Source organism: Parasphingorhabdus sp., assembly GCF_036963705.1.
GTDB lineage: Bacteria > Pseudomonadota > Alphaproteobacteria > Sphingomonadales > Sphingomonadaceae > Parasphingorhabdus.
Map to the genome: position 1 here is coordinate 14,722 of NZ_JBALUT010000024.1, position 23,741 is coordinate 38,462.

The window sequence follows — 23,741 nt, forward strand, 5'->3', positions numbered from 1 at the left end:
CTGGACCAATAGAAAATTGCGAAATGAAAACAAAAAGGGCCGGATTGTGAAACCCGGCCCTTCAGTTGTGATATTATAGAGCCAGTATCAGCTTTCCGTGCCGACGATCTCTTGGCCGGAACCACCCATGATCTTGTAGACTATTCCTGCCAACATCGCCCCCGCAACAGGCGCCACCCAGAAAACCCAAAGCTGCGACAAGGCAATGCCGCCTTCGATCAAGGCGGGTCCGGTGCTTCTAGCTGGATTGACCGAGGTGTTGGTTACCGGGATGCTGATAAGATGGATCAGCGTCAGCCCCAAGCCAATTGCCAAGGGCGCAAAACCGGCTGGTGCCCGACCATCTGTCGCACCCAATATGATCATCAGAAAAAAGAAAGTCAGCAATATTTCAATCGCGATGCCGGAAACCAATGCATAACCGCCGGGAGAATGCTCTCCAACCCCATTAGAGGCCAGACCGTTCACAGCAATATCATAATCCGCATTGCCTGAGACAATCAGATAGAGCGCGACGGACGCGGCAATCGCACCCATGACTTGCGCAATGATATAGACCGGGATTTCATCAGCCGGGAATCGTCCGCCGATCCAAAGACCGATGGTCACTGCTGGGTTAAGATGGCATCCGCTGATATGGCCAATGGCATAAGCCATGGTGACAACAGTCAGACCAAAAGCCAGAGAAACTCCCAAAAGACCAATTCCGACTTCGGGGAAGGCTGCAGATATCACCGCACTGCCACATCCGCCAAAGACAAGCCAGAATGTTCCAAGAAATTCAGCCAAAGATTTTTGCACCGTTGTCATAATAATCCTCCCGCCCCGTAGGTTTTTGCAGCGACCTTCAGCGCTGATCGTTTTGACTATACTGCAATCCGGCAGCGTCTCCAAGACGATGACCTGTAATACTATGTAAACGGCCTGCTATTCGGGCGTTGCTGCACGACGGAGACGATCATTCAGAGCGACCCCAATTCCGGTTTCAGGAACGGGAGCTACGGCAATTTTGTGCTTACCGCTCGCATCGCCATCGTGAAGCGCGGCGAATAGGAGACTGGCGGCTTCAGCCAAATCCGAACGCGGTGACAGGTTGCAGTCCCCAGCCACTAGTCCGAAACCGATATGATATTCGTTGGCATCGGCCGTTCGTGCATTGAGACGAAGCGGTTTCGAAGGCGCGTAATGCGACGCCAATTGTCCCGGTGCTTCGATTTTTCCGGTATTGGCGATAGTCGGTGGTTCACCGGCAATTCGCTCCAGTTGGGCCTGTGTCACCGGACCCGGTCGCAATATCCGGTAATCTTCGTCACCAACCGCAACAATCGTGGACTCAATACCCTTTTCGCACGGACCACCGTCCAGGATCATGGGCGCACCGTCTCCGAGACTGCGCGCGACATGAACAGCAGTGGTCGGACTGATCCCACCGCTGCGATTGGCGGATGGAGCGGCGAGAAACAGACCTGACTCTATCAGCAATTCGCGCATCACCGGATGAGCGGGGCAGCGCAACGCTATCGTATCAAGGCCGGCGGTTACCGCAGCTGCGACCGGACAATTATCGGTCTTGTGTACGACCAGCGTCAACGGTCCCGGCCAAAGGGTCTCGGCGAACCCGACCGCAAGATCACCAAATTCCCCGAGTTTCCTGGCTGTTTCCAGATCCGGAACATGGACGATCAGTGGATTGAAGTCGGGGCGGCCCTTGGTCCGGTATATTTCCGCCACAGCGGAGGCATTGGTCGAATCGGCGGCCAGCCCATAGACGGTTTCGGTCGGCACAGCTACCAGCCCACCTTCGCGCAACCGCGCCACAGCGTCGGCAATCGTTGCAGTGCCGTAGCGGCGCGCTTGCTCGCCAATATGATCATTTGAGCCGGACATGACCCTGCGCTATAGCGCTGCGGAAAATCAGGCAACAACGGATAGCAATTTCATGAGTTTTACAGCCCCCGGTCGCGAACAGAATTTTGTCCTCAAACATATCGCCGACATCGGCGAACTGGCTGAGCATGATCGCTTTTCCGGAGCGAGCGACGATATGGTCGAGGCCATTGTCGAAGGTATCGGCCAGTTTGCCGCAGGCGAGTTCGCGCCCATCAACCGGGTTGGCGACACCGTCGGTGCAAAATGGAATGACGGAAAGGTCACGATGCCCGAAGGGTTCAAACAGGCCTATGCGCAATTTATCGAAGGCGGCTGGGCATCGATTGACGGACCGGAAGAATTTGGCGGTCAGGGCCTGCCTTATTCACTGTCGGCGCTGATTCTCGAGACCTGCGGCGCGGCCAATTTCGCCTTCACTCTCTGCCCGATGCTCAGTTTTGGCGCGATCGAGGCGATACACGTCCACGGCTCTGACCAACAGAAAGCGCAATATCTGCCCAATCTGATTTCAGGTGCATGGACCGGAACAATGAATCTGACCGAACCGCAAGCCGGTTCCGATGTCGGGGCGCTGCGCGCTACCGCCGAACCGGTCACCGAAGGTGAACATGCCGGAAAGTACCGTATCAAGGGACAGAAGATCTACATCACTTTTGGCGAACATGATCTGACTGACAATATCATCCATCTGGTGCTCGCCCGGACGCCGGACGCGCCGGAAGGCACCCGCGGAATTTCGCTTTTCATCGTGCCAAAATTCCATCTCGACGCCGACGGCAATCCCGGCGCACCCAATGATGTAACCTGCGTATCAATCGAACATAAGATCGGCATCCACGCTTCGCCGACCTGCGTTATGGCTTATGGCGAACAGAATGAGTGTATCGGCGAGATGATCGGCGGCGAATATGGCGGCATGAAAGCGATGTTCACGATGATGAACAACGCCCGTATCAACGTCGGCTCGCAAGGCGTGCAAATCGCCGAACGGGCAACCCAGCAGGCCAGCCGTTTCGCCACAGAACGGGTCCAGTCCGCCCGCTCCGGCAGCGGGGACAAGACACCGGTAGCGATAATCGAACATCCGGATGTGCGGCGCATGCTGCTCCGGTCAAAGGCCCTGACACAAGCCGCCCGCGCCTTGCTCTATTATGCCACCTCGAGCGTCGATCGCGCGACCTTGGGCATCGAAGGCGCCAAGTCTCGCGCCGAAATCCTCACGCCACTAATCAAGGGTTACGGCACCGACATTGGCAACGAAGTCGCCTCGCTCGGCGTGCAGGTCCATGGCGGCATGGGTTTTATCGAGGAAACCGGAGCAGGCCAGCATTTCCGCGACGCCCGTATCGCGCCAATTTACGAAGGCACCAATGGTATTCAGGCAGCCGATCTGGTGGGGCGCAAATTGGGTCTCGATGGCGGCGAGGCGATGGCCACGCTGATTGCCGATATCCGGTCGGAGGCCAAAGAAGACGAAAGCCTGTTGGCGCTGGCTAACGCCTGCGACGATGTCATGCGATGGATGGCCAGCGGCGATGCATCCATCGACGACCGTCTGGCCGGCAGCTATGCATTCATGACCATGCTGGCGACCGCGACTTGCGGGATGCTGATGAAGAAACAACACCGTATTGCGGCGGCTGAACTCGCCGGAGGCGATGATCCATTCCTCAACGCCAAGCTGGTGACGACCCGCTATTATCTCGATCATATTGTCCCGGAGGCCATGGGCCTCAAGGCCGCTGCAATGGGCGGAGCGGATATTCTCTATCGTCTCAGCAGCGCCGAACTGGCCGGCTGATCATGGCGGACGAAGGCAAGAATCGGGTTTTGATGCGCATCGCCGATGCGCTGGAACGGCTTGCCCCGCCACCTGCCCAGCCAGTTGATCTGGGGGCCGGTGATGCATTTTTCTGGGATGACGCCGGCGCCAAAGTGATCGAACCATTCGATTCAATCGACATTGATCTGCTCACCGGCATCGATACCCAAAAGGCTCGCCTGCTCGACAATAGCAGTCGCCACGCCAGCGGCCACGCCGCCCACGATGTGCTGCTCTGGGGCTCGCGGGGCATGGGGAAGTCGGCATTGTCCAAGTCCGTAGTCAGAGCCTTGCAAATACAGGGGCAAGACATTGCTCTGGTCGAGACCGCGTCAGACCAGCTCGCAAAGTTGCCCGCGCTATTTGACCTTTTAGCGCGCGAAAAACGCCGTTTCATATTGTTCATCGACGACATCGGATTTGCCGAGGGCAGCAGCGAACCGCGCATGCTGCGTTCGATGCTGGAAGGCGGCGCAAGCCAGCGGCCCGGCAATGTCCGCCTTTATGTCACCTCAAACCGCCGCCACATCGTTCCACGCCAGATGAGCGAGCAGGATGACCCGATCAATCCGCGCGACGCGGTCGACGACCAACTTGCGCTGTCCGACCGTTTCGGCTTGCGGCTCGGCTTTCATGCCGCTTCACAGGATGACTATCTGGCGATCATCACCCGATATGCCGCGGCCCATGGCCTGATCTTCGAGCGCGAAGATGCGCTGCTATGGGCAAAAAAACGCGGGAGCCGGTCTGGCCGGGTGGCGTGGCAGTATATTGTCGAACTAGCCGGGCGAACCGGAAAACCCCTAGCTTAGACTATTTCGCCACTGCCGCACCGGCTTTGGCGGCATCCTTGCGGGACACCCGCCAAATGATCCCGCCGACATCATCGCTGACCAGCAAAGCACCGGTCTGGTCAAACGCGACCATCGCAGGACGTCCGCGTGCCAGTTCTTCCTCATCGGTAAAGCCGCTCAGGATCGTGACCGGCTTGCCTTCTGGCTCGCCGCGCAGGTTGAAATTGACATAGACCACATCATAGCCGGACAAAGGCTGGCGGTTCCACGAGCCATGGCGCGCTATGACCGCACCGGAGGCAAATGGCTTGCCAAGCGCCTGGCCATGAGAAAAAGCGAGACCAAGAGGGGCAACATGCGCACCGAGACCATAGTCCGGACGTCGCTCATATTGGCGGTGATCGAGGTTTTTCTCGACCCGGGGATCGACATAGCCGCCCCAGAAATGCCAAGGCCAGCCATAATGCGCACCCCAACGGACTTCGGTAAGATAGTCGGGGACCATGTCGCTGCCGAGCATATCGCGCTCGTTGACCACGGTGTAGAATTTGTCAGTGCCGGGAAGATAGGCCATGCCGACCGGATTGCGCATCCCAGCAGCATAAATTGCCTTCTTGTTGGTCGCGAGTTCGACCTGCAGAATCGAGGCACGCTGCTTTTCCGTCTCCATGCCATTTTCGCCGATATTGCTGTTAGAACCAACCGAGATGTAGAGAAATTTTCCATCCTGGCTGGCGAGCAGACCGCGCGTCCAGTGGTTGTTCGGTTCTTTCGCGTTAAGATTGGCGACCTTGCGGCCTTCAGCCGTGACTTTGGTTTCACCCTCTACATAGGGATAGGCATAGACCGCATCGGTATTGGCGACGTAGAGTGTGCCCTCGATCAGCTCTATGCCGAAAGGCGAGTTGAGATTTTCGAGAAACGGGAAACGCTCGTCGACCTGACCGTCTTTGTCGCTATCGCGCAGCAGAACGATGCGGTTCGCTGATTCGGTGCCCGCGCCGGCCTTGCTCATCAGATTCCGCATGACCCAGCCTTCGATACCTTTATTGGTCCGTGGAGGACTATTGGTTTCGGCGACTAGTAGATCACCATTGGGCAAGCGGAACATGCTCCGCGGATGATCCAGCCCCTCGGCAAAGCGTTCCACCACAAACCCCTCAGCGGCGACCGGCCCTTCGCCTTCGCCCCAGGGTTCTGCTTTCGCGATATTGATCGTCGGAAAACTTTCCGAGCGGACATCGGTCAGCGTCGGTTCAACCCCAGTGGTTGCCTCCAACGGCAAGCGAGCGGTATCTCCACGGGTGAAATAATATCCTGCACCGACGCCAAGGACGATCAGCAGAATCGCGACATTTCTGATATGTTTCAACATGACGCGATAATAGATGGCGTCAAAGGTCCTGACAAGCGCGGTCTGAAAGGTTCAGCGGCCTTTGAGCCAGACGATTAGCGCAGCCGCTGTCCCCAGCGCCAATCCGGCTAATAGTCCAGCGGACGGCTGACCCAGAAAGCCACCGGCGAACACGCCGACGATTGCGCCGATAGCGATGAAAACGCCGCCGCCCAGACGGTTTTCGGATCCGTCACTGGAAGAGTTGGAGGCATGTTTTGGTGTTTCAGAGTTCATCAGAAATGCCCTAAACGAGGATGCATCGCATGACCAGAGATAACCATCCGACATATGGTCAACTCGCGGTTAACCTAAGCTTTTGAAGAAATTTCCACCGGTCGATTGTACTGATTGGCGTTCAGATTGGAGGCAGGGTCGCTTCCTGACATAGGAGCCTTATGATGCAATTACCCGTATTTATAGACTCCACCCATTATAATGACGCCGAGTTGTTGATTTCCAGCTACGGCGAAGAAGCTGGCCTGGAAGCCGCCAATCGAGCGGACAAGAGTCGCTCACTCGGCAACCATCTCCATTATTGCAAATGGCGGCAAGTGGAACGGCTATGCGTATTGCTGTCGATCGATCAATCGATTGGAACGGTGCACTGATCTAGCGGTCAGGGTTACAGACAATATTGGCAGCGCCATCGGTTCGCACCATACAATTGGGCTTGCCGGCAATATCGATCTGGCCGGCTCCGTAGTTGGTGATTGCCGCTTCCCGTTTGACCATCAATTGACTGCGCGCCGGACCGCGCTGGACCAGCGTAAGTTTCTCCACGGTGAGACCCGGGCTTTCAAAAATACTCGCTCCTTGCAGCTCGACGCGGGCATCGCGCGCCTTTCCGGAGATGACCACCTGGCCACCGCCTGCCATCGCGACATCAAGCCGATCTGCATCGACCGCGTCAATCCGAAGCGTACCAAAGCCGCCGAGCCGCACGCGCGGGGTGCGGCCGGATAATTTATCCAGCTTTACCAAGCCGGAGCCCAAGTGGGAGATGTTGGTGATCGCATAGCTGCTGAGGTAAAGAGTGACCGGCCGGTCCGCATCATAATCATCGCCGCCTTGCGATTTCTGCTGGACCGAGACGATCAACTGTTTGCCGTTTTTCCTCAGCGAAACCCGATCCAATAGTTCGCGCGTTTCCCCTTCTGCCCGGGCTGAAGGACCCTTGCCAGAAGTCAGCACGACATCGACACCGTTGCCTATCCGAATGTCCTCGAAACCGAATAAGGAAAATTTGCGTTCGGCAGCCTGGGCGGCTGATGAAAGCAGCAGGATGCCGGACATCAGAAAGATGAAAAAATTTCTCATATCGGTCGCGCCTCGCCAAACTCCATCCAGCCGAGCCAACGCGGTGTCTTGGGTGCATAATGGCCCCCATTTTCGACCAATTCATACCCGTTTGCTTCAATTAGCTTCGAAACTGGTCGATGAAGGTGGCAACCACCGGCAATATGTTTCCAGACCGGTTCAATCCGCCGTTGCCATTTTTCCGGGCCCTGGTCGGGTGCCCGACCATGTTCGAGAAACAATATTTTCCCGCCCGGCTTGAGCACCCGGCGCATTTCCGAAAGCACTTGCTTGCCATCCTGCACCGAGCAGAGCGTGAAGGTGGTCAGCACCGTGTCAAAACTGTCATTGGCATAAGGCATGGCTTCGCCAATACCATCATGGATTTCCATCTCGAAACCGCGCTCGCTTGCTTCCTTGCGGGTATAGTCGAGCAATTCCGCCGACGGATCGAGCCCGGTCAGCTTGGTAACCTTCGACCGGTCGTAAAATTGCAGATTGATCCCGCCACCGCAGCCGAGTTCGAGCACATCGCCATCGGCCTTTGGCACGATTTTGCTGCGATCTTTCATCACCGCAGGCTGTGAACATGCTGTGCGGATCAGTTTCGGAACCGCGTATTTTTCCCAGAGATTTGCCATCACTGGCGAATCTGCCACAGCAGGGGCAGTTCGCCAAGCGATTTCAGCAAGTTGGTTTGGCAATCAGCCGCAGGTAATGTCGCCAGATCCCATCGCCCGTGACTTGCACTTGGCAGCGCCATGGATGCGGACATCGCCGGAACCCATCACCTTGGCATCGACCGATCCGTCGGATGACAGCTCGACGTCGCCGCTCCCTGCTACCGATATGCTCGCGCTAGCGGCCTTGAGATCCTTGCCGCTGATATCACCCGAACCGGCAATCGATATGTCGACCGATTCGGCTGTGCCCGCGAGATTCAGACTACCCGATCCGGCTATTTTGGAATCAAGAGACTCGGTATCGATATTGGCAACCCGGATATTGCCGGATCCGGCGATGCTGAGCTTTGTCGAGTCGGTGGTCATCGCGTCGATTTCCATATCGCCCGAACCGGCAAGCTTGGCACTTTTGAGGGCGGGAGCGCTGACATATATCGTAGCCTTGCCGCTGTCGTTCCACGACATGCCTTTGCTTTCCCGTCCGATTTTGATCTGGTCACCGGATATGCTGTACCGCAATTGCTCGATCGCCTCGGCATCCCCTTCGGCCCGGATCGAAAATTCTGCTCCGGTGGTGAATATAATATTATCCGGACCAGCAAGGGTTACGCCCTCGAACGCGCCGGGGTTGCTGGCGCTGGTGCCAATGGCAGTGCCGTCTGAAAAACTGCTGGCTCCGGTCGCAGCCTCGCCGACAGCGTCGACGATCGACCCTTCACAGGCCGCAAGAGCCAGTAGCGGCGCCAAAAACATGATATTTTTCATCCAAACCTCCATTGGTGTATTAATGCACTAATACGCTTTCATCCAACAGAGATCAACCAAAATTTTCGCCGCTTCGGGACATGAAAAAAGGGGCTGCCACATCGCTGTGACAACCCCTTCCCTGTTTCGACGAAGAGCGTCGATCTATCGATCAGTCTTCTTTGACTTCATAATATTGCGGTGCAGCGATATTGAGAATCTCGAGAATCTTCGTCAGAGCCGTCGGCTCGTCGGTTTCTTCCATGGCCGCCAGTTCGCGGGCAAGGCGGCTCGATGCCGCTTCGAAAATCTGCCGTTCGGAATAGCTTTGTTCCGGCTGGTCATCGGCGCGGAAAAGATCGCGGGTAACCTCGGCAATCGATACCAGATCGCCAGAGTTGATCTTCGCTTCATATTCCTGGGCCCGGCGCGACCACATCGACCGCTTGACCTTCGGCTTGGCTTTCAAAGTTTCCAAGGCTTCGCGGAGCGTCTTGTCCGAAGACAATTTGCGCATTCCGACGCCTTCTGCCTTGTTGGTCGGAACCCGCAAGGTCATCCGTTCTTTTTCAAAGCGCAACACATAAAGCTCGAGCTGCATGCCTGCAATTTCTTCATTTTGCAGTTCAACAACCCGGCCAACACCATGTTTCGGATAAACGACATAATCGCCCACATCAAAGGACAGCACATTAGCAGCCATAAAAAGCCTTTCTTGAATCAATGGAAAAGAACGCTGGTCACGTTCGAATTTCGAAATAGCCTGACGAAATAACCCTTTCGTACATATATTTAACGACCGAACACCACCCGCACGCTCAGGTGTTCAGTCGATTACAGCTATTGTGTAGCAGATTCGGAACGAAAAAGCAATTTTTCGTTGCAGTGCACAACCTATCTTGGCCGGGACCGCCAATCAATGGCGCCCGGTCTTCAAGATTTCATGGCTTCGGCAGGGCGTATCGACTGGCCCAAGCGGGCCATCGGGCCCGTGCTATCAGATGCGAACTTAGTCGCCCTGGCCAGGTTTTTCGGAGAAGAAAGCTTCGAATTTGCCTTCCATGCCCTTGAACTCGTCGGCGTTGGCAGGTGGTTCGCGGCAGACCGTGATATTTGGCCATTCTTCGGAATATTTGGTGTTAACCTCAAGCCATTTTTCCAAACCGTCTTCGGTGTCAGGAAGAATCGCCTCGGCCGGGCATTCGGGCTCACAGACACCGCAGTCAATGCATTCACTGGGGTTGATGACCAGCATGTTATCGCCTTCGTAGAAGCAATCCACGGGGCAAACTTCGACACAGTCCATATATTTGCATTTAATGCAGGCTTCGGTAACAACATAAGTCATCTGGTCGTGAACTCCCCTATACCAGTCCGCTATTTGAGGTCGTCTATCTGACCCTAGCTATTGTGCAATTTCTGACACGTCAACAGTTGGTTTGACCGCTGATTCGATTGTCAGTCTGCGATATTTCATAACGGGATTGTACCAGCATAGCGTTGCCATCGAGGCCGCCATCCTATTTCTTCATACTGTCCCTGAGCGCAGCCAGTTCGGCAAAGGCACCACCGGCGGTCGCAAGAACCGGTTCGACTTTGCGCTTGGCCGGCGCACCCTTGGCGTGTTTTTGCGGTTTCCCGCGAGCCTTGCCCTGATCGCGGTTGTTTTTGCGCGCCATGCCTTTCCAGCGCCAATATTGGATAGTAGCGGCTGGCTCTTCCGCTACCGGACTGCTGTCTGCGGTTGCTTCAGCCGTTTCCACCACCACGTCCGGCGCAGCTTCTGACGCTAGTGATGATTCCGCCGTCGGTTCGGCATCCGGCTCTATAGCCTCTTCGCCAGCTTTTTCCGCCTGGTCAGCACCGGCCGGCGGCGGAGAGCTATTTTCGATAACCGCTGGTTCAATCGGCGTTGGCTTGTCATTGGTTTTTACGAAACCTGCCAGATCGAGCAACGCTTCGTGGCAGCTTTGCGACAGCCCCAATGATGTTGCCAGCGCAGGATCAACGGCGAATATCGCGCCTTTCTGCCGGGATTCATGGGCCTGTTTGATCAGCCGTTCGACCATGTCGACGCGGATATATTCACCGGCAATCTTGCGAAAGCCAAGCCGCGATGCATTGTCGGCCTCGGCAAAGGCGTCCTGCTTGAGATGCACCGCATTATCCGGTGTCCGCTCGATCATCGGCTGCGCGTCAAAGGCGGCGAACAGGGCCGTCCGCCAGAGCACGGCACCAGGCTTCATCAGCGCGTGATGGAAAATATCGAGCGCCCCGAATACCAGGCCGGCGCGGCGCGCATGGCCGCGCATATCATTGTCGAGTGCGCGTATCGCCTGATCGATCTCGCGCCGCGACAATATGCCGCCTGCATCAACAATCTGTGCGAACAGGGCGCGCACTGCCGCCGGGGTTTCCGGCTGATTGGCCAGCGCGTCAATTTTGACCAGTCCTTCGAGATGCTTGGCCTTCATTGCGTCGACCCAGAGCTTGACTCGATCCATGACTTTCTGACCGTCTTCAGGGGCCATATCCTTGATCGAATGGTCGAATTTAATCTCGGGTTGCAAGAGAGACTTGCCCTTGGTCAGCATCGCGAGCCGGGATTCACCCCAGAGAATCGCTGGCGTTCCGGTTGCGTCGGGTTCCAAGGTCAATACACTGTCGGGTGCCTTAGCCAGAGCATCTGCGTTTTGCGTCATAATACGTCCCAAATATCTTTCTGCTGCCGCAAGCAGCATCTTGCGGTCTTCGCTCCGGCTATCGGAAGGCACGACAAATTGGAAGCCCTTGAGTGTTCCTATTTCCTGTCCCTCGACCAGCACCATGCCGTCGTCATCGATGCTGACATCCTGTGACAGCGTATCTTTGAGCAAGCCGCGCATCAGAATCCGTGTCCTTTTGTCGACAAAGCGCTGGGTCAACTGGCTGTGCATAGCATCGCTCAAGCGCGATTCCAGCGCCCGGGTGCGCTCGATCATCACCTCGGGCTGCTCCACCCAACGGGTTTTCTGCGCGATGTAGCTCCAGCTGCGGGCCGCCGCGATGCGCGCGCCCAGCGTAGCGATGTCACCCTGGACATTTTCCAGCCGCGCAATTTCCTGGGCCATGCGAGCATGGGGTATCCTGCCGGAGCCGCCGGCGAGATGGGGCCAGAGCGAAGCTACGAAACGCGCCTGATGGTCAGCACCGACTTTGCGGAAGTCCGGGATACAGGCCGCTTCCCAGAGTAGTCGCACCATGTTTGGCGAATTGACAAACTGGGACACTACGGGATCCTGGGCGAGCTTTTTCAACACCGCCAGGTCGACAGCCTCCGGTGCGGGATGCAGTCGCTGACGTTGCGGTTTTTCTTCAAGCGAGCCGATCAAGCTGTCGAGCGAACCGAAATCGGGTTCGGGGTTGCGCCAGTAGAGCCACTCCAGCTTGGGGAAGCGATGCTCTTCGAGACGTTCGATATCTTCGGCCTGCAATTCGTCGGAGGAGTCCAGCCCGGACAATACGCCAAAGCTTCCGTCCTTCTGGTGGCGTCCGGCGCGCCCGGCAATCTGTCCGATCTCCGCCAGGGTCAGCCGGCGCCTGCGGCGACCATCAAACTTGCGAAGCGCGGCAAAGGCGACATGGGTGACGTCGAGGTTGAGCCCCATGCCGATGGCATCGGTCGCGACCAGATAATCAACCTCGCCATCCTGATATAATTTGACTTGCGCGTTGCGGGTTTGTGGCGACAGCGATCCCATCACAATCGCCGCTCCGCCATGTTGGCGGCGGAGCATTTCGGCGATGGCGTAGACATCCTCGAGCGAGAAAGCGACGATCGCCGAGCGGCGCGGCAGCCGGGAAAGCTTGCGTGGTCCGGCATAGCTCAGGGTGGAGAAGCGCGGCCGGGTGATGATCTCTGCATCAGGCAGCAAGGCTTCGATCAGCGGGCGCAAGCTTTCCGATCCTAGGATCATGGTTTCCTCGCGGCCGCGAGCATGGAGCATCCGGTCGGTAAATATATGGCCGCGCTCGGGGTCGATCCCGATCTGCGCCTCGTCAATCGCGACAAAGGCAAATTCGCGGTCCATCGGCATGGCCTCGGCTGTGCACAGATACCATTGCGCCTGTTTCGGGATGATCTTTTCTTCACCGGTGACCAGCGCCACTCGGTTGACCCCCTTGAGCGCAACCACACGGTCATAGACTTCGCGCGCCAGCAAGCGCAGCGGAAATCCGATCATTCCACTCGAATGGGCACACATGCGTTCGATGGCAAGATGGGTTTTGCCGGTATTGGTCGGGCCAAGGACGGCGACAAGGGACGACTGGGATAACCGGGACATTGACTGCACAACAGACGATGAGGCGCAGAGTTGCAAGCGCCTTGGTATAAAATTTCGGGACAGGGGACCGGATAACCGTCATTTTACACGTTTCGCCGCATGTAAACGGCCCGCACGGCGGGTTAATTTGACTTTAACCAAGTTCCTGCACAGAGGTTGCTCATATATATGATGCAAGGCTATATTGTATCGCCAAGGGGTTCGTTTGTTCAAGAAAATCGACGATATCGACATGCAAGTTCAGGGATCCGCAACCATCGCGGCAGATCCCCTTCGGTCGTCGCTCCCCCAATTTCCGTCTTTCAAGGAAAAACTCGCCGAAGGGCGTGAATATTTTGCCGAAATCGACTGGGTCCCCGATCTTGGCGTGGATATCGGCAGCCCGTCATGGTTCCGCGGTCTGGTCACTTTGGTCGCCTTGAGCGGCTTTGCGATCAGCGCTCTTCCCGATTTTGGTCCGATCGCCGGACATCGCGCCGATCCGCTGAGCGGATTTCGCGCCGACCAGGCGCGTTCGCAAATGATCGCGCCGCTGGCTTATGGTTCCGACACCGGCATCAGAATGGCCGCAACCGACGCAGTGCGCCCGCTGGCGGAGAGCCCCGAACGACCATCAATCGAACTGGTCGCGACTTTGGGCCGCGGCGACAGCTTGCGCCGGGTGCTGCAACGCGCCGGTGTAGCCAGCGATGAAGCGGCGCAGGTCAATGATCTGATCAGCGGGGCCGTTTCGCTCGGCGATATCAAGCCCGGCACCAAGATCGACATCGTTCTCGGTCGTCGTCCCGCGAAAAATCAGGCTCGCCCGCTCGACCAACTGGCTTTTCGGGCGCGCTTTGACCTCAATCTCGAAATACTCCGCGATAACGCCCGGCTGAAATTAAACCGCAAGCCGATCCTGGTCGACGATACACCGCTGCGGATCAAGGGGACGGTCGGATCGAGCCTCTATCGCTCGGCGCGCGCTGCCGGTGCACCCGCAGATGCGGTCCAGAAATATCTCCAGGTCATCGGCTCGAAAATGTCCGTGTCCCGCGATATCCGTGCTACCGACGAATTTGATATCATCCTCTCTTATCGCCGCGCAGAAACCGGCGAATTCGAGGTGGGTGACCTGATCTATGCCGGTCTCGACCGTGGCAGCAAGCCGGCCGCGCAAATGCTGAAATGGCAAAGCGGTGGCCGGACAAACTGGTTTGAGGCGTCGGGCGTCGGCCAATCCAATGGCGAACTGGCGCGGCCAACCAACGGACGGATCACATCCAGCTATGGCATGCGCCGCCATCCAATCCTGCGCTACAAGCGCATGCACAGCGGAATGGATTTCGGCGGCGGCTATGGCTCACCTATTTATGCGGTTACCGACGGGACCGTGGTCCATGCCGGACGCAAGGGCGGCTTTGGCAACTATGTCAGATTGCAGCACAGCGGCGGCCTGGCTTCCGGCTATGGCCATATGAGCCGGATCGCGGTGAGCAACGGACGGCGCGTGCGCAAGGGCCAGATTATCGGCTATATCGGATCAACCGGCCTGTCGACCGGACCGCATCTCCATTATGAACTCTATCGCGGCGGACGGACGATCAACCCCAGTTCGGTGAAATTTGTCGAACGGGCTCAATTGGGCGGACAGGAATTGCGCCGCTTCAAGGGCGAGCTGCAGAAATTGAAACTTGTGGTGCCGGGCGCAGCATTGGGCAGTTTGAAAAATGTTTCGGCACAAGCAGAGCCCGAACGCGAAATCAACCGGCTCAACAAGCCGCTCACCAGCTAGAGTCAGCCTCCGGCTTCCAAACAGTTTCACAGAAGAGTTGAGCGGCGCTGCCTGCTAAGCTAAGCATCGCCCATGTCACAGCAAGCTTCTTTCCCGCACAGCCGATTGCGCCGCTCGCGCACCCATGGCTGGAGCCGCTCTATGGTCCGGGAGACGCATCTGTCGCCATCCGATCTGATCTGGCCCTTGTTCATCACCGAAGGCAAAGGCGTCGAAGAACCGATTGCTGCCTTGCCCGGTGTTTCGCGCTGGTCGGTCGACGGCATCGTCGAACGCGCCCGCGAGGCTCGCGATCTTGGCATCCCCTGCCTCGCCCTGTTCCCCAATACGCCCGCAGACAAGCGTAGCGAGGACGGAAAAGAAGCGCTCAATCCCGACAATCTGATGTGTCGCGCCACCAAGGCGGTGAAAGACGCGCTCGGCGACGATATCGGCATTTTGACCGATGTCGCGCTCGATCCCTATACCAGCCATGGCCAGGACGGGTTGATCGACGACAAGGGCTATGTCGAGAATGACCGCACACTCGACATCCTGACCAAACAGGCGCTGAACCAGGCCAATGCCGGGGCCGATATCATTGCGCCGTCGGATATGATGGACGGCCGGGTCGGCGCGATCCGCGACGTGCTGGAACTCGCCCATCATCACAATGTCCAGATCATGGCTTATTCCGCTAAATATGCGAGCGCCTTTTACGGACCGTTCCGCGATGCCGTAGGTTCCAGCGGGTTGCTGAAAGGCGACAAGAAAACCTACCAGATGGATCCGGGCAACAGCGACGAAGCGATCCGCGAGATCGCCTTTGATATTGCCGAGGGCGCCGATAGCGTAATGGTCAAACCGGGTCTTGCCTATCTCGACATCATCTATCGCGCCAAATCAGAATTCAACATACCGGTCTACGCTTATCAAGTGTCCGGCGAATATGCGCTGGTCAAAGTCGGCGCTGCCGCCGGAGTCGGTGACCACGACGCGTTGATGATGGAGAAGTTGATCGCCTTCAAACGCGCCGGATGCTCCGGGATCCTCACCTATTTTGCGGCCGACGCCGCGCGCTTGCTCAATGGCTGATAACGCAACCGATATTGTTCTGGAAACCGAGCGGCTGCTCCTGCGAAAATGGCGCAAGAGCGATATCGAACCGTTTATGGAACATCTCAATACCCGCAATGTGATGCGCTGGTTGGGCGGCGTGCAAGACCGGGAAACATTCGATGCGGCAATGAAACGACTGGAAGGCTATGACCGGGACTTCGGCCACACTTTCTGGATTGTCGAGCGCAAGTCCGATGGCGAAATTCTTGGATTTTGCGGGCTGAAGCGGGTCAATGCGCCGCAACCCAAATTGACCGGCGCCCACGAGATCGGCTGGCGCTTGCGCGAAGACGCCTGGGGCAAAGGCTATGCCAAGGAAGCGGCGACGGCCTGCATGGACGCAGCCTTTGACCGATGGAACGCACCCTATGTTGTGGCACTGACCGTAGCCGGCAATGAGCCAAGCTGGGGCCTGATGAAACGGCTCGGCATGCGCCATTATCCCGAGCTTGATTTTCATGATCCCAATTATAGCGAAGATCTGAATCCGACAATTGTTTACAAAATAGAAGCTGATGTCTGGAACTCGAAAGCATGACGAAACCTTTAATCCTGCCGTTCAACGGCAAAACTCCCAAAATCCACCCCAGCGCGTTTATCGCGCCGGGCTGCACGATCATCGGCGATGTCGAAATTGGTCCCGAATCAAGCGTCTGGTACAATTGCGTGATTCGCGCCGACGTGAATTTTATCCGGATCGGCGCGCGCAGCAATGTCCAGGACGGCACCGTCATCCATTGCGACAGCGCCACACCCGCGACCCCCAATGGCAATCCGACGATCATCGGCGATGACGTATTGGTCGGTCATATGGTGATGTTGCACGGTGCGACTCTCGAAGACCGGGCCTTTGTCGGCCTGAGTACCACGGTCATGGACGGCTGCGTGATCGAGGGCGACGCGATGCTCGCCGCCGGTGCGACCCTGACCCCCAACAAGCGCATCTCTTCGGGGCAGCTATGGGCCGGTTCGCCAGCCAAATATATGCGCGACCTGACCGAGCCGGCGATTGCCGGCATGCGCATGGGCGTCGCTCATTATGTCGAAAATGCCAAGGCCCACAAGGCGGCCCTCGACGGCCTGTAATCTCTGACCTGATTCGGTCCGAATCAGTCCCGAATCAGCGCAGCCGGTTTATCATCGCGTCGATTTCCGTCTGCTGACGGTCGACTTGCGCTTGTACCGCATCGCGCTGCCGGGCGATGATCGTCGTTCCACCCGATTCGCCTTCAACCGTCTCCCGTTCGAGCTGCGCCCGATAAAGCGCGTCTATATCCGCCAAAGCCTCGACAGACGGGCTTCGTTCGCCTTCCAGCGCAGCGAGTTCCATGTGGGCAGCGACCCACGATTCGCTTGATACTGCAGCATTGCGCGCGGTATCGACTCGCCGTTTGACAGTTGGAAGTCTGGCTTGAAACTGACTGTGAGCGGCCCCGCTTCGCGCTACTGCGGCGCTCAGATCGCTTTGCAGATCAGCCGGCAGAGCGAGATTGGTGGCGGGGAGTGCCTCCGAATCAGCCATGACGGATTCGTCTTCATAGGGGCGCTTGAGAAGCGACGGAAAATCGCCTTCGCTCATCGCGCAACCGGACAGTGTAACGGTGATAATCGTCATCAAAGCGGGGAGTTTTTTCATTGCTCTGTCTTTAGGTTAGGCTTATCCCCTCTGCAACGGCGAATATCCGAGGAACAAGCGGAGCATTGCCGGGTCTGTTGAATAGCCATAATCGCCTTAAGCCGGTTGACAGCGCCACCTTCATCGGTTAGCTGCCCACTCTTTCCAGCGTGGGCCGAAAGACTCGCGTTAACGGGCTTGTGCGCTGGAACCACAAATTTGAAACGGAAAAAAGCCATGTTCGCAATTGTGCGCACCGGCGGCAAACAATATCGGGTTGCCGCAGGAGATATTATCGCAGTCGAAAAACTAGCTGGAGAAGCTGGTGATTCGATAACCTTGGATGACGTTTTGCTGGCCGGTGACGGTGGCGAAATGAAAGACCTTAAAGGCCTCACCGTTGCGGCTGAAATTATCGCCCAGGAAAAGGGCGAGAAGGTCATCATCTTCAAGAAGCGCCGTCGGCATAATTACCGTCGCAAAAATGGCCATCGCCAGCAGCACACAGTGCTGAAGATCAGCGCGATCGGATCTGAAAAAGCTCCGGCCAAGGCTGCTCCGAAGAAGGAAGCTGCTCCAGCTGAAGACAAGCCGGCCGCGAAAGCCAAGGCTGCTCCAGCTGAGAAGGCTCCGGCCGAAAAAGCACCAGCAAAAAAAGCTGCTGCGAAAACCGAAACAAAACCAGCTGCTGCCAAGAAGGCTCCAGCGAAGAAGCCAGCAGCCAAAAAGCCGGCTGCGAAGAAAGAGGACTAAACCATGGCACATAAAAAAGCAGGTGGTTCATCCCGCAACGGACGCGACTCAGCAGGTCGTCGTCTGGGCGTCAAAAAATTCGGCAGCGAAGCTGTTGTCGCCGGTAACATCATTATCCGCCAGCGCGGCACGCAGACCCATGCGGGTCGTAATGTCGGCATGGGCAAGGATCATACCTTGTTCGCGCTCGTCGACGGCAAAGTGGAATTCCATAAAGGCAAACTCGGTCGCAAATATGTGTCCGTGGACCTCATGGCAGAAGCCGCAGAATAACCGGACAATCGATAAAGGGTTGTCCACTAGCAGGATGACCCGGCAGGTTCCAACGAACCACCAATTTCAGGGAGAGGGTCATCCTCTCCCTTTTTTTGTCTCTCCCTGTCACGATGTCTCGATGTTGTAACCGTTCCCGCTTAATGGCCGGTCACAACATGGGGCAAACGATAGCAGACTGTGGAGAGTCGAAATGTTTGCACGGACCGAAAGATTATTATTGAGACCAGGCTGGCCGGAAGATGCGCCCGCCGTTTACGAAGCGATCAACGATCAGGCGATCGTCCGCAACCTGGGATCTGCACCTTGGCCCTATCGGCGCGAAGATGCCGATCAGTTCCTTTCCCTGGAAAGGCCGGTGCTCCATCCAAATTTCCTGATTTTCCGGCGCTCTTCGGAATCACCGCAACTGGTCGGCTCGATCGGCTTCGGCGACATGGGCAGTGGCGATCTTGAAATCGGCTATTGGATCGCCCGCGACCATTGGGGCCGCGGCTATGCCACCGAAGCGGCCCGTGCGGTGCTGGATATTGCCAGGACCGTGGGTCATCGCGAAATGCTGGCGGAGCATTTTGTCGACAATCCCGGATCTGGCAAAGTGTTGAAGAAGCTGGGTTTCAGACCAACCGGCCACATTGCACCGCGTTATTCCAAAGGCCGCGGCGAGAAAGTCGATGCGGTCCAGTTCAAGCTGCAATTGGCCGAGGATAGCGACGTCATGCGACCGATGGCAGCATGACGGCGACATAAAGCCGATCAGGCGACCTTTTTGAAACGTTCCTTCGGTGGCGGATTTTTTTGCACCAAAGACGCGACCGGGACCGCCTGTGGATCCATAATCGCCGCTTCATATTCGCTCTCGGCGAGCTGAATAAGGTGGCGGTCATCAATATCCCAGGGATGGAAGCCGGGTTTGAAAAACTGCACCCACGGCCAAATCGTCCGCCGCAGTGGCGCCGCACCGACCAGCGCATAATGGGCCAGCCCGGTCCATGCGCGAACACCGGTGATCCCATCTTGCCGGAGCAGGTCGATAACGCCCTTGGTCCGGTTTATGGTGAAGCCAAGGGAAATTTTGGCCATGAACGCGCTGCGTACATACCAGCGTTTCAGCGGGTTCCAGTCTCTGGTCATATGTAGCCAGGTGTCATAAGCAACGCCCTTATGCTCGACCTCTTCCGAGGAATGCCACAACCAGAGCTTGCGCTGTTCCTCGTCGGCATGTTCCAAATGCCGGGGATTGGAAATTATCTCGGCAGCAAGAATTGCAGTGATATGCTCGATACACATGGTCGCGACGAGATGCATTATCTCGGGCTGCGCGCGGACGTATGACACAACATCGGAAATCGACTGTTCGAGCCGCGAGATATCAAGATCGCAACTTGCCAGATGCTGGTTGAAAAAATGATGCTCGCGGCTGTGGGTTGCTTCCTGCTGGATGAAGGAACGGATCTCGCCCTGCAATTTGGCTGGCGTACGATCGCGAAATTTCTTCAGCGACTCGATAAAAAACGCCTCTCCCTTGGGGAAAATAGCCGACAGGCAGTTGAAAAACGCGGATGCATATGGGTCGCCACCGATCCAGCGGCGCCGTTCTAACGCCGCGCTGGCAAAATGCCGATTGCGACATTGAATATGAAGATCTGCCGGCGTCGCGCTTTTGCGGAGGGTATTTGGATGGGGGCGTGCGGTTTCGGTCGTTGATTCGGTGGTCGATGGAACTCTGTCCATGTTTTTATAAACCTCTCGTCTTGATTGGTAGCGACCCAACCGATGGTTCTGGTTAAGCGTTTAATAGACAAGGAAGGTTAAGGTTCGGCATCGCAGGATGCTTAACAAATATGATTTAATATTGGTTACGACAGACGAAAATGGCAGAATTCGAGGCATCTGATAAAATGCGAATTGAAACCCTTTGGTTTATTTGCGCCGGTAGCGGAAATACCAGACATCATGGCCCTGACGACGCGCCTTGGCTTCGTAGCGCGTCTCCGGCCAGCCACCCGGGCGGGTCGTCCAGCTTTCCGGACTGTCGCACAGCCAGTCAAATTCATCGCGCTGGTTCATGATCATGCAGGCCCATTCAAGATAGACCGGATGATCGGTTCCGAAACGGAATTCCCCGCCGGGCTTCAGCTTTGCGGCGATCATTTCCATCGGCCCATGATTCATGAAACGCCGCTTGGCATGGCGCGCCTTGGGCCATGGGTCGGGATGCAACAGATAGACAAAACTGAGCGATTCATCCGGAATCCGCTCGAGCACATCCAGCGCATTGCCCATATGCAGGCGGACATTGGGCAAGCGGCGATCACGGATATGCTGCAGCGCGCCCACCACACCGTTGAGGTAGGGCTCGCAGCCGATAAAGCCGTGGTCGGGTAGCATGTCGGCGCGGGTAGCGAGATGCTCCCCGGCACCAAAACCGATTTCAAAATGCAGCGGACGATCGCCGTCGAACAAAGTCGCGGAGGACACCGGACCTTCGACCGGGACCGCAATTTGCGGCAGCAGTTTCTCGATCAGCTCGACCTGCTGGTCGCGCAGCGCATGGCCCTGACGACGGCCGTAGAGCTGGCGGATGGTGGTCGGATCACCTTCGTTTTTCGCGTTCATCATCCTGGAAGTTCTGCTGGCATATGCGCCTTCAGACGGCTGCTTTCAGCGCGTCCACCAGATCGGTCCGTTCCCAGGTGAACAAATCACCCTCTGCCTTGCGGCCGAAATGACCATAAGCGGCGGTCGGACCATAGATTGGTTTGTTCAGACCGAGATGGGTGCGAATACCCTTGGGAGTGAGGCGAACGAGAGTCGGCAATATTTCCTCAAGCTTCTCTTCGCTGACCGTGCCGGTGCCGTGCAGATCGACATTGATCGACAGCGGTTCGGCAACCCCGATCGCATAGGAAAGCTGGATCGCGCAGCGTTTTGCGAGACCGGCCGCGACGATATTTTTCGCCATATATCGTGTGATATAGGCTGCAGAGCGATCGACCTTGGTCGGATCCTTGCCGGAGAAAGCGCCGCCTCCATGCGGGCTTGCACCGCCGTAAGTATCGACGATGATCTTGCGACCGGTGAGGCCGGCGTCGCCGTCGGGCCCGCCAATTTCAAAGCGACCGGTTGGATTGACATGGATCACGGTCTTGTCGGTGATGAAGCCCTCGGGCAATACCGAGTGGAACACACCCATCACATAGTCGCGCAATTCCTTATATAGTGCAGGATTGTCGCTGTCCTTGTAATAGCCCGGAGCATGCTGGGTCGAAACGACCAGAGCAACCGCCTCTACTGGCACTTCATTGACATAGCGCAGGGTTACCTGGCTCTTGCTGTCCGGCTCCAGAAAAGGCGCTTTGCCGCTGTGGCGATCATTGGCCATCTGCTTGAGTATCTGGTGCGAATATTGCAATGTTGCTGGCATCAGGTCCGGCGTTTCATCGCTGGCATAGCCGAACATGATCCCCTGGTCCCCGGCGCCTTCGTCCTTGTTGCCGCTTTCGTCCACGCCCTGCGCGATATGTGCCGATTGCGGGTGCAAATGGTTTTCGAAAATCAGGTTCTGCCAGTGGAAGCCGTCTTGCTCGTAACCGATTTTCTTCACGGTTTGACGGACGGCATTCTCGATTTCTTCCAATGCGCCCGGCGCCCAATTCCCGTCGGTATCGATCATGCCGTTACCGCGAACTTCACCGGCTAGAATCACCCGGTCGGTGGTGGTCAGGGTTTCACAAGCGACCCGGGCTTCGGGGTCCTTGGAAAGGAACAGATCAACGACGGTATCGGAAATCTGGTCAGACACTTTGTCAGGATGGCCTTCAGAGACCGATTCGGAGGTGAAGATAAATTCTGAACGCATGGCAAAATCCTGAATTATGGCCGGAAATGGGGCCGGCCGATGGGACATAAGGAAAAGTTTATATGTGCTTTAGCGAGCGCGAACCCTTATGGCAATGGCAGACAATAGCAAAATGATCGCCAGACCCAGCGGCAATATTTGCCCATAACGCGCAAAAACCGTCGGTGACTTGGGCCGCGGCAGGTTCGCATCGATCCTGCCCGCCTGCCCCATCGGCACACTCGCCACGATTCCGCCATCGGCATCGATCAACGCTGAAATACCGGTCGGAGTCGAACGGATGACCGGCAAGCCTTCCTCAATCGCCCGCAACCGCGCCTGCGCCAGGTGTTGCGGTGGGCCCCATGCGCCAAACCAGGCGTCGTTGGACGGATTGAAAATGAAATCCGGGCGATCATCGGGATCGACAACCTGTCCGGAGAAGATGATCTCGTAACAGACCTGCAGACCGGCCTTGCCAAATTTGCCGAGATCGAGCGAACGGGCCCCGGGGCCCGGCCAGAAATCAAAATCTCCCGGCGCCAGACGGGACAGGCCGATGGCCGACAAGAGCGGTCGCATCGGTAGATATTCGCCATAAGGCACCAGATGGGCCTTGTCGTATCGTCCGATCAACTCATGCTCAGAATCCATGGCAAACACACTGTTCCTGGCACCAATTGCGCGCCCTTCTGCTTCGTCAAATTCGAGCTTCAGCGCACCAAGCACGAGTACGTCACCGGCTTTCATCAATCCACCAAGCTGCTGGCGGACAAATTCCGGCGGGCGGCCATAATAATAGCGCGCCGGATAGCCGGTTTCGAGATAATCGGGGATCGCTGCTTCCGGCCAGAAGATAATCCGGGGTTCGTCGTCTTTGCGAACCGTCAATTCAGCCAGTTTGGCGAGGTTTTGCTGTTCGTAACCGGCCTTCCATTTGTCCTGCTGACCAATATTCGGCTGGACGACGGTGATCGGAATCAGCGGATTACCGGCCTCGAATGGCGTCGGTGACAGCAACGTGGGGAATGCCGTGACGAGCAGAACCGGGAAAACAAATATCGCGGCAAAAACAATCCCGATCCAACTGCCGGAAGCTGGCCATTTCCAAACTGCATCGGAAAGATATCGGACAGCCATCACGATGATACCAGCAATCATGATGACAATTGCCGCCAGCCCATATGTTCCTATAGTGACCGCATATTGCGCCAATAATGTTGGCACCAATATAGAGCCCAGAGGATTCCAGATAAAGCCGCTGAAGACCCAGCTCCGCAGCCACTCGGTGATAATCCATGCTCCAGCCAAGCCGAGAATAAACGCCCACGGCCTTTTTCTGCCAAGCGACCATGCGACAAGAGCGGCCAACGCCGGGAACACGGCGAGATAGAGCGACAATAGGACAACCGCTACATAGCCCAGCCATCCCGGCAT

Annotated in this window: 25 protein-coding genes; 10 read left to right on the forward strand and 15 right to left on the reverse strand. The window is 56.8% G+C overall.

Going from position 1 to position 23,741, the window contains the following annotated elements:
* Positions 1-87 precede the first annotated feature (87 nt).
* Together aqpZ and V7680_RS07670 are read right to left on the reverse strand one after the other, a co-directional pair.
* A complete protein-coding gene (gene aqpZ / locus V7680_RS07665; RefSeq protein ID WP_335652696.1) occupies positions 88-810 on the reverse strand; it encodes an aquaporin Z in 723 nt (240 codons plus the stop codon).
* A gap of 117 nt (positions 811-927) precedes the next feature.
* Complete coding sequence (locus tag V7680_RS07670) at positions 928-1,887, reverse strand: L-threonylcarbamoyladenylate synthase (protein WP_335652697.1); 960 nt, start codon at positions 1,885-1,887, stop codon at positions 928-930.
* 52 nt (positions 1,888-1,939) lie between these two features.
* Between V7680_RS07670 and V7680_RS07675 the strand changes: the two genes are divergently transcribed.
* Together V7680_RS07675 and V7680_RS07680 are read left to right on the forward strand one after the other, a co-directional pair.
* Positions 1,940-3,691: an acyl-CoA dehydrogenase gene (locus tag V7680_RS07675; RefSeq protein WP_335652717.1), complete on the forward strand. Its 1,752-nt coding sequence runs from the start codon at positions 1,940-1,942 to the stop codon at positions 3,689-3,691.
* 2 nt (positions 3,692-3,693) lie between these two features.
* Positions 3,694-4,524: an ATP-binding protein gene (locus V7680_RS07680; protein WP_335652698.1), complete on the forward strand. Its 831-nt coding sequence runs from the start codon at positions 3,694-3,696 to the stop codon at positions 4,522-4,524.
* Position 4,525: 1 nt separating this feature from the next.
* Here V7680_RS07680 and V7680_RS07685 read toward each other — a convergent pair whose 3' ends face one another.
* Both V7680_RS07685 and V7680_RS07690 read right to left on the reverse strand, forming a co-directional pair.
* On the reverse strand, positions 4,526-5,881 hold the full coding sequence (locus V7680_RS07685) for a PQQ-dependent sugar dehydrogenase (RefSeq protein WP_335652699.1): 1,356 nt from the start codon (positions 5,879-5,881) through the stop codon (positions 4,526-4,528).
* Between the two features lie 51 nt (positions 5,882-5,932).
* Positions 5,933-6,136, reverse strand: coding sequence for a hypothetical protein (locus V7680_RS07690; protein ID WP_335652700.1), 204 nt, complete (start codon positions 6,134-6,136; stop codon positions 5,933-5,935).
* Positions 6,137-6,297: 161 nt separating this feature from the next.
* Here V7680_RS07690 and V7680_RS07695 point away from each other — a divergent pair, with 161 nt between their 5' ends.
* Positions 6,298-6,510, forward strand: a complete 213-nt coding sequence (locus V7680_RS07695; RefSeq protein WP_442954991.1) for a hypothetical protein — start codon at positions 6,298-6,300, stop codon at positions 6,508-6,510.
* A gap of 1 nt (position 6,511) precedes the next feature.
* On the opposite strand, the gene V7680_RS07700 is transcribed toward V7680_RS07695, so the two are convergent.
* The 6 genes from V7680_RS07700 to V7680_RS07725 form a co-directional block, all read right to left on the reverse strand.
* The gene (locus V7680_RS07700; RefSeq protein ID WP_335652701.1) at positions 6,512-7,219 is read right to left on the reverse strand and encodes a GIN domain-containing protein; all 708 of its coding nucleotides are present in this window, start codon (positions 7,217-7,219) and stop codon (positions 6,512-6,514) included.
* Positions 7,216-7,857, reverse strand: a complete 642-nt coding sequence (locus V7680_RS07705) for a class I SAM-dependent methyltransferase (protein WP_335652702.1) — start codon at positions 7,855-7,857, stop codon at positions 7,216-7,218. Before V7680_RS07705 ends, V7680_RS07700 begins: the two co-directional genes overlap by 4 nt.
* A gap of 45 nt (positions 7,858-7,902) precedes the next feature.
* Complete coding sequence (locus V7680_RS07710; protein ID WP_335652703.1) at positions 7,903-8,646, reverse strand: head GIN domain-containing protein; 744 nt, start codon at positions 8,644-8,646, stop codon at positions 7,903-7,905.
* A gap of 151 nt (positions 8,647-8,797) precedes the next feature.
* Positions 8,798-9,328, reverse strand: coding sequence for a CarD family transcriptional regulator (locus V7680_RS07715; protein WP_335652704.1), 531 nt, complete (start codon positions 9,326-9,328; stop codon positions 8,798-8,800).
* A gap of 306 nt (positions 9,329-9,634) precedes the next feature.
* A complete protein-coding gene (gene fdxA, locus V7680_RS07720) occupies positions 9,635-9,973 on the reverse strand; it encodes a ferredoxin FdxA (protein WP_335652705.1) in 339 nt (112 codons plus the stop codon).
* Between the two features lie 172 nt (positions 9,974-10,145).
* Positions 10,146-12,950, reverse strand: a complete 2,805-nt coding sequence (locus V7680_RS07725) for a helicase-related protein (RefSeq protein ID WP_335652706.1) — start codon at positions 12,948-12,950, stop codon at positions 10,146-10,148.
* Between the two features lie 205 nt (positions 12,951-13,155).
* Here V7680_RS07725 and V7680_RS07730 point away from each other — a divergent pair, with 205 nt between their 5' ends.
* The 4 genes from V7680_RS07730 (at position 13,156) to V7680_RS07745 (ending at position 16,908) form a co-directional block, all read left to right on the forward strand.
* Positions 13,156-14,724: a M23 family metallopeptidase gene (locus V7680_RS07730; RefSeq protein ID WP_335652707.1), complete on the forward strand. Its 1,569-nt coding sequence runs from the start codon at positions 13,156-13,158 to the stop codon at positions 14,722-14,724.
* Positions 14,725-14,796: 72 nt separating this feature from the next.
* Positions 14,797-15,798 carry a porphobilinogen synthase gene (gene hemB, locus V7680_RS07735; RefSeq protein WP_335652708.1) on the forward strand — a complete coding sequence of 334 codons (1,002 nt, stop codon included), beginning with the start codon at positions 14,797-14,799 and terminating at the stop codon, positions 15,796-15,798.
* The gene (locus tag V7680_RS07740; protein WP_335652709.1) at positions 15,791-16,360 is read left to right on the forward strand and encodes a GNAT family N-acetyltransferase; all 570 of its coding nucleotides are present in this window, start codon (positions 15,791-15,793) and stop codon (positions 16,358-16,360) included. Before hemB ends, V7680_RS07740 begins: the two co-directional genes overlap by 8 nt.
* A complete protein-coding gene (locus V7680_RS07745) occupies positions 16,357-16,908 on the forward strand; it encodes a gamma carbonic anhydrase family protein (protein ID WP_335652710.1) in 552 nt (183 codons plus the stop codon). The genes V7680_RS07740 and V7680_RS07745 overlap by 4 nt, the downstream gene beginning before the upstream one ends.
* A gap of 34 nt (positions 16,909-16,942) precedes the next feature.
* Here V7680_RS07745 and V7680_RS07750 read toward each other — a convergent pair whose 3' ends face one another.
* Positions 16,943-17,458, reverse strand: a complete 516-nt coding sequence (locus V7680_RS07750) for a hypothetical protein (protein ID WP_335652711.1) — start codon at positions 17,456-17,458, stop codon at positions 16,943-16,945.
* Positions 17,459-17,674: 216 nt separating this feature from the next.
* On the opposite strand from V7680_RS07750, the gene rplU reads away from it, so the two are divergent.
* From rplU to V7680_RS07765, 3 genes are all read left to right on the forward strand, one after another.
* A complete protein-coding gene (gene rplU / locus V7680_RS07755; RefSeq protein ID WP_335652712.1) occupies positions 17,675-18,190 on the forward strand; it encodes a 50S ribosomal protein L21 in 516 nt (171 codons plus the stop codon).
* A gap of 3 nt (positions 18,191-18,193) precedes the next feature.
* Positions 18,194-18,463 carry a 50S ribosomal protein L27 gene (rpmA, locus tag V7680_RS07760; protein WP_067197476.1) on the forward strand — a complete coding sequence of 90 codons (270 nt, stop codon included), beginning with the start codon at positions 18,194-18,196 and terminating at the stop codon, positions 18,461-18,463.
* 193 nt (positions 18,464-18,656) lie between these two features.
* Positions 18,657-19,202, forward strand: coding sequence for a GNAT family N-acetyltransferase (locus V7680_RS07765; protein ID WP_335652713.1), 546 nt, complete (start codon positions 18,657-18,659; stop codon positions 19,200-19,202).
* Between the two features lie 17 nt (positions 19,203-19,219).
* Here V7680_RS07765 and V7680_RS07770 read toward each other — a convergent pair whose 3' ends face one another.
* From V7680_RS07770 to lnt, 4 genes are all read right to left on the reverse strand, one after another.
* Complete coding sequence (locus V7680_RS07770; RefSeq protein WP_335652714.1) at positions 19,220-20,197, reverse strand: metal-dependent hydrolase; 978 nt, start codon at positions 20,195-20,197, stop codon at positions 19,220-19,222.
* 189 nt (positions 20,198-20,386) lie between these two features.
* The gene (gene trmB / locus V7680_RS07775) at positions 20,387-21,082 is read right to left on the reverse strand and encodes a tRNA (guanine(46)-N(7))-methyltransferase TrmB (protein WP_335652719.1); all 696 of its coding nucleotides are present in this window, start codon (positions 21,080-21,082) and stop codon (positions 20,387-20,389) included.
* 31 nt (positions 21,083-21,113) lie between these two features.
* Positions 21,114-22,325: a methionine adenosyltransferase gene (gene metK, locus V7680_RS07780; protein ID WP_335652715.1), complete on the reverse strand. Its 1,212-nt coding sequence runs from the start codon at positions 22,323-22,325 to the stop codon at positions 21,114-21,116.
* A gap of 69 nt (positions 22,326-22,394) precedes the next feature.
* The coding region (gene lnt / locus V7680_RS07785; RefSeq protein WP_335652716.1) for an apolipoprotein N-acyltransferase at positions 22,395-23,741 on the reverse strand (1,347 nt) is incomplete at its 5' end.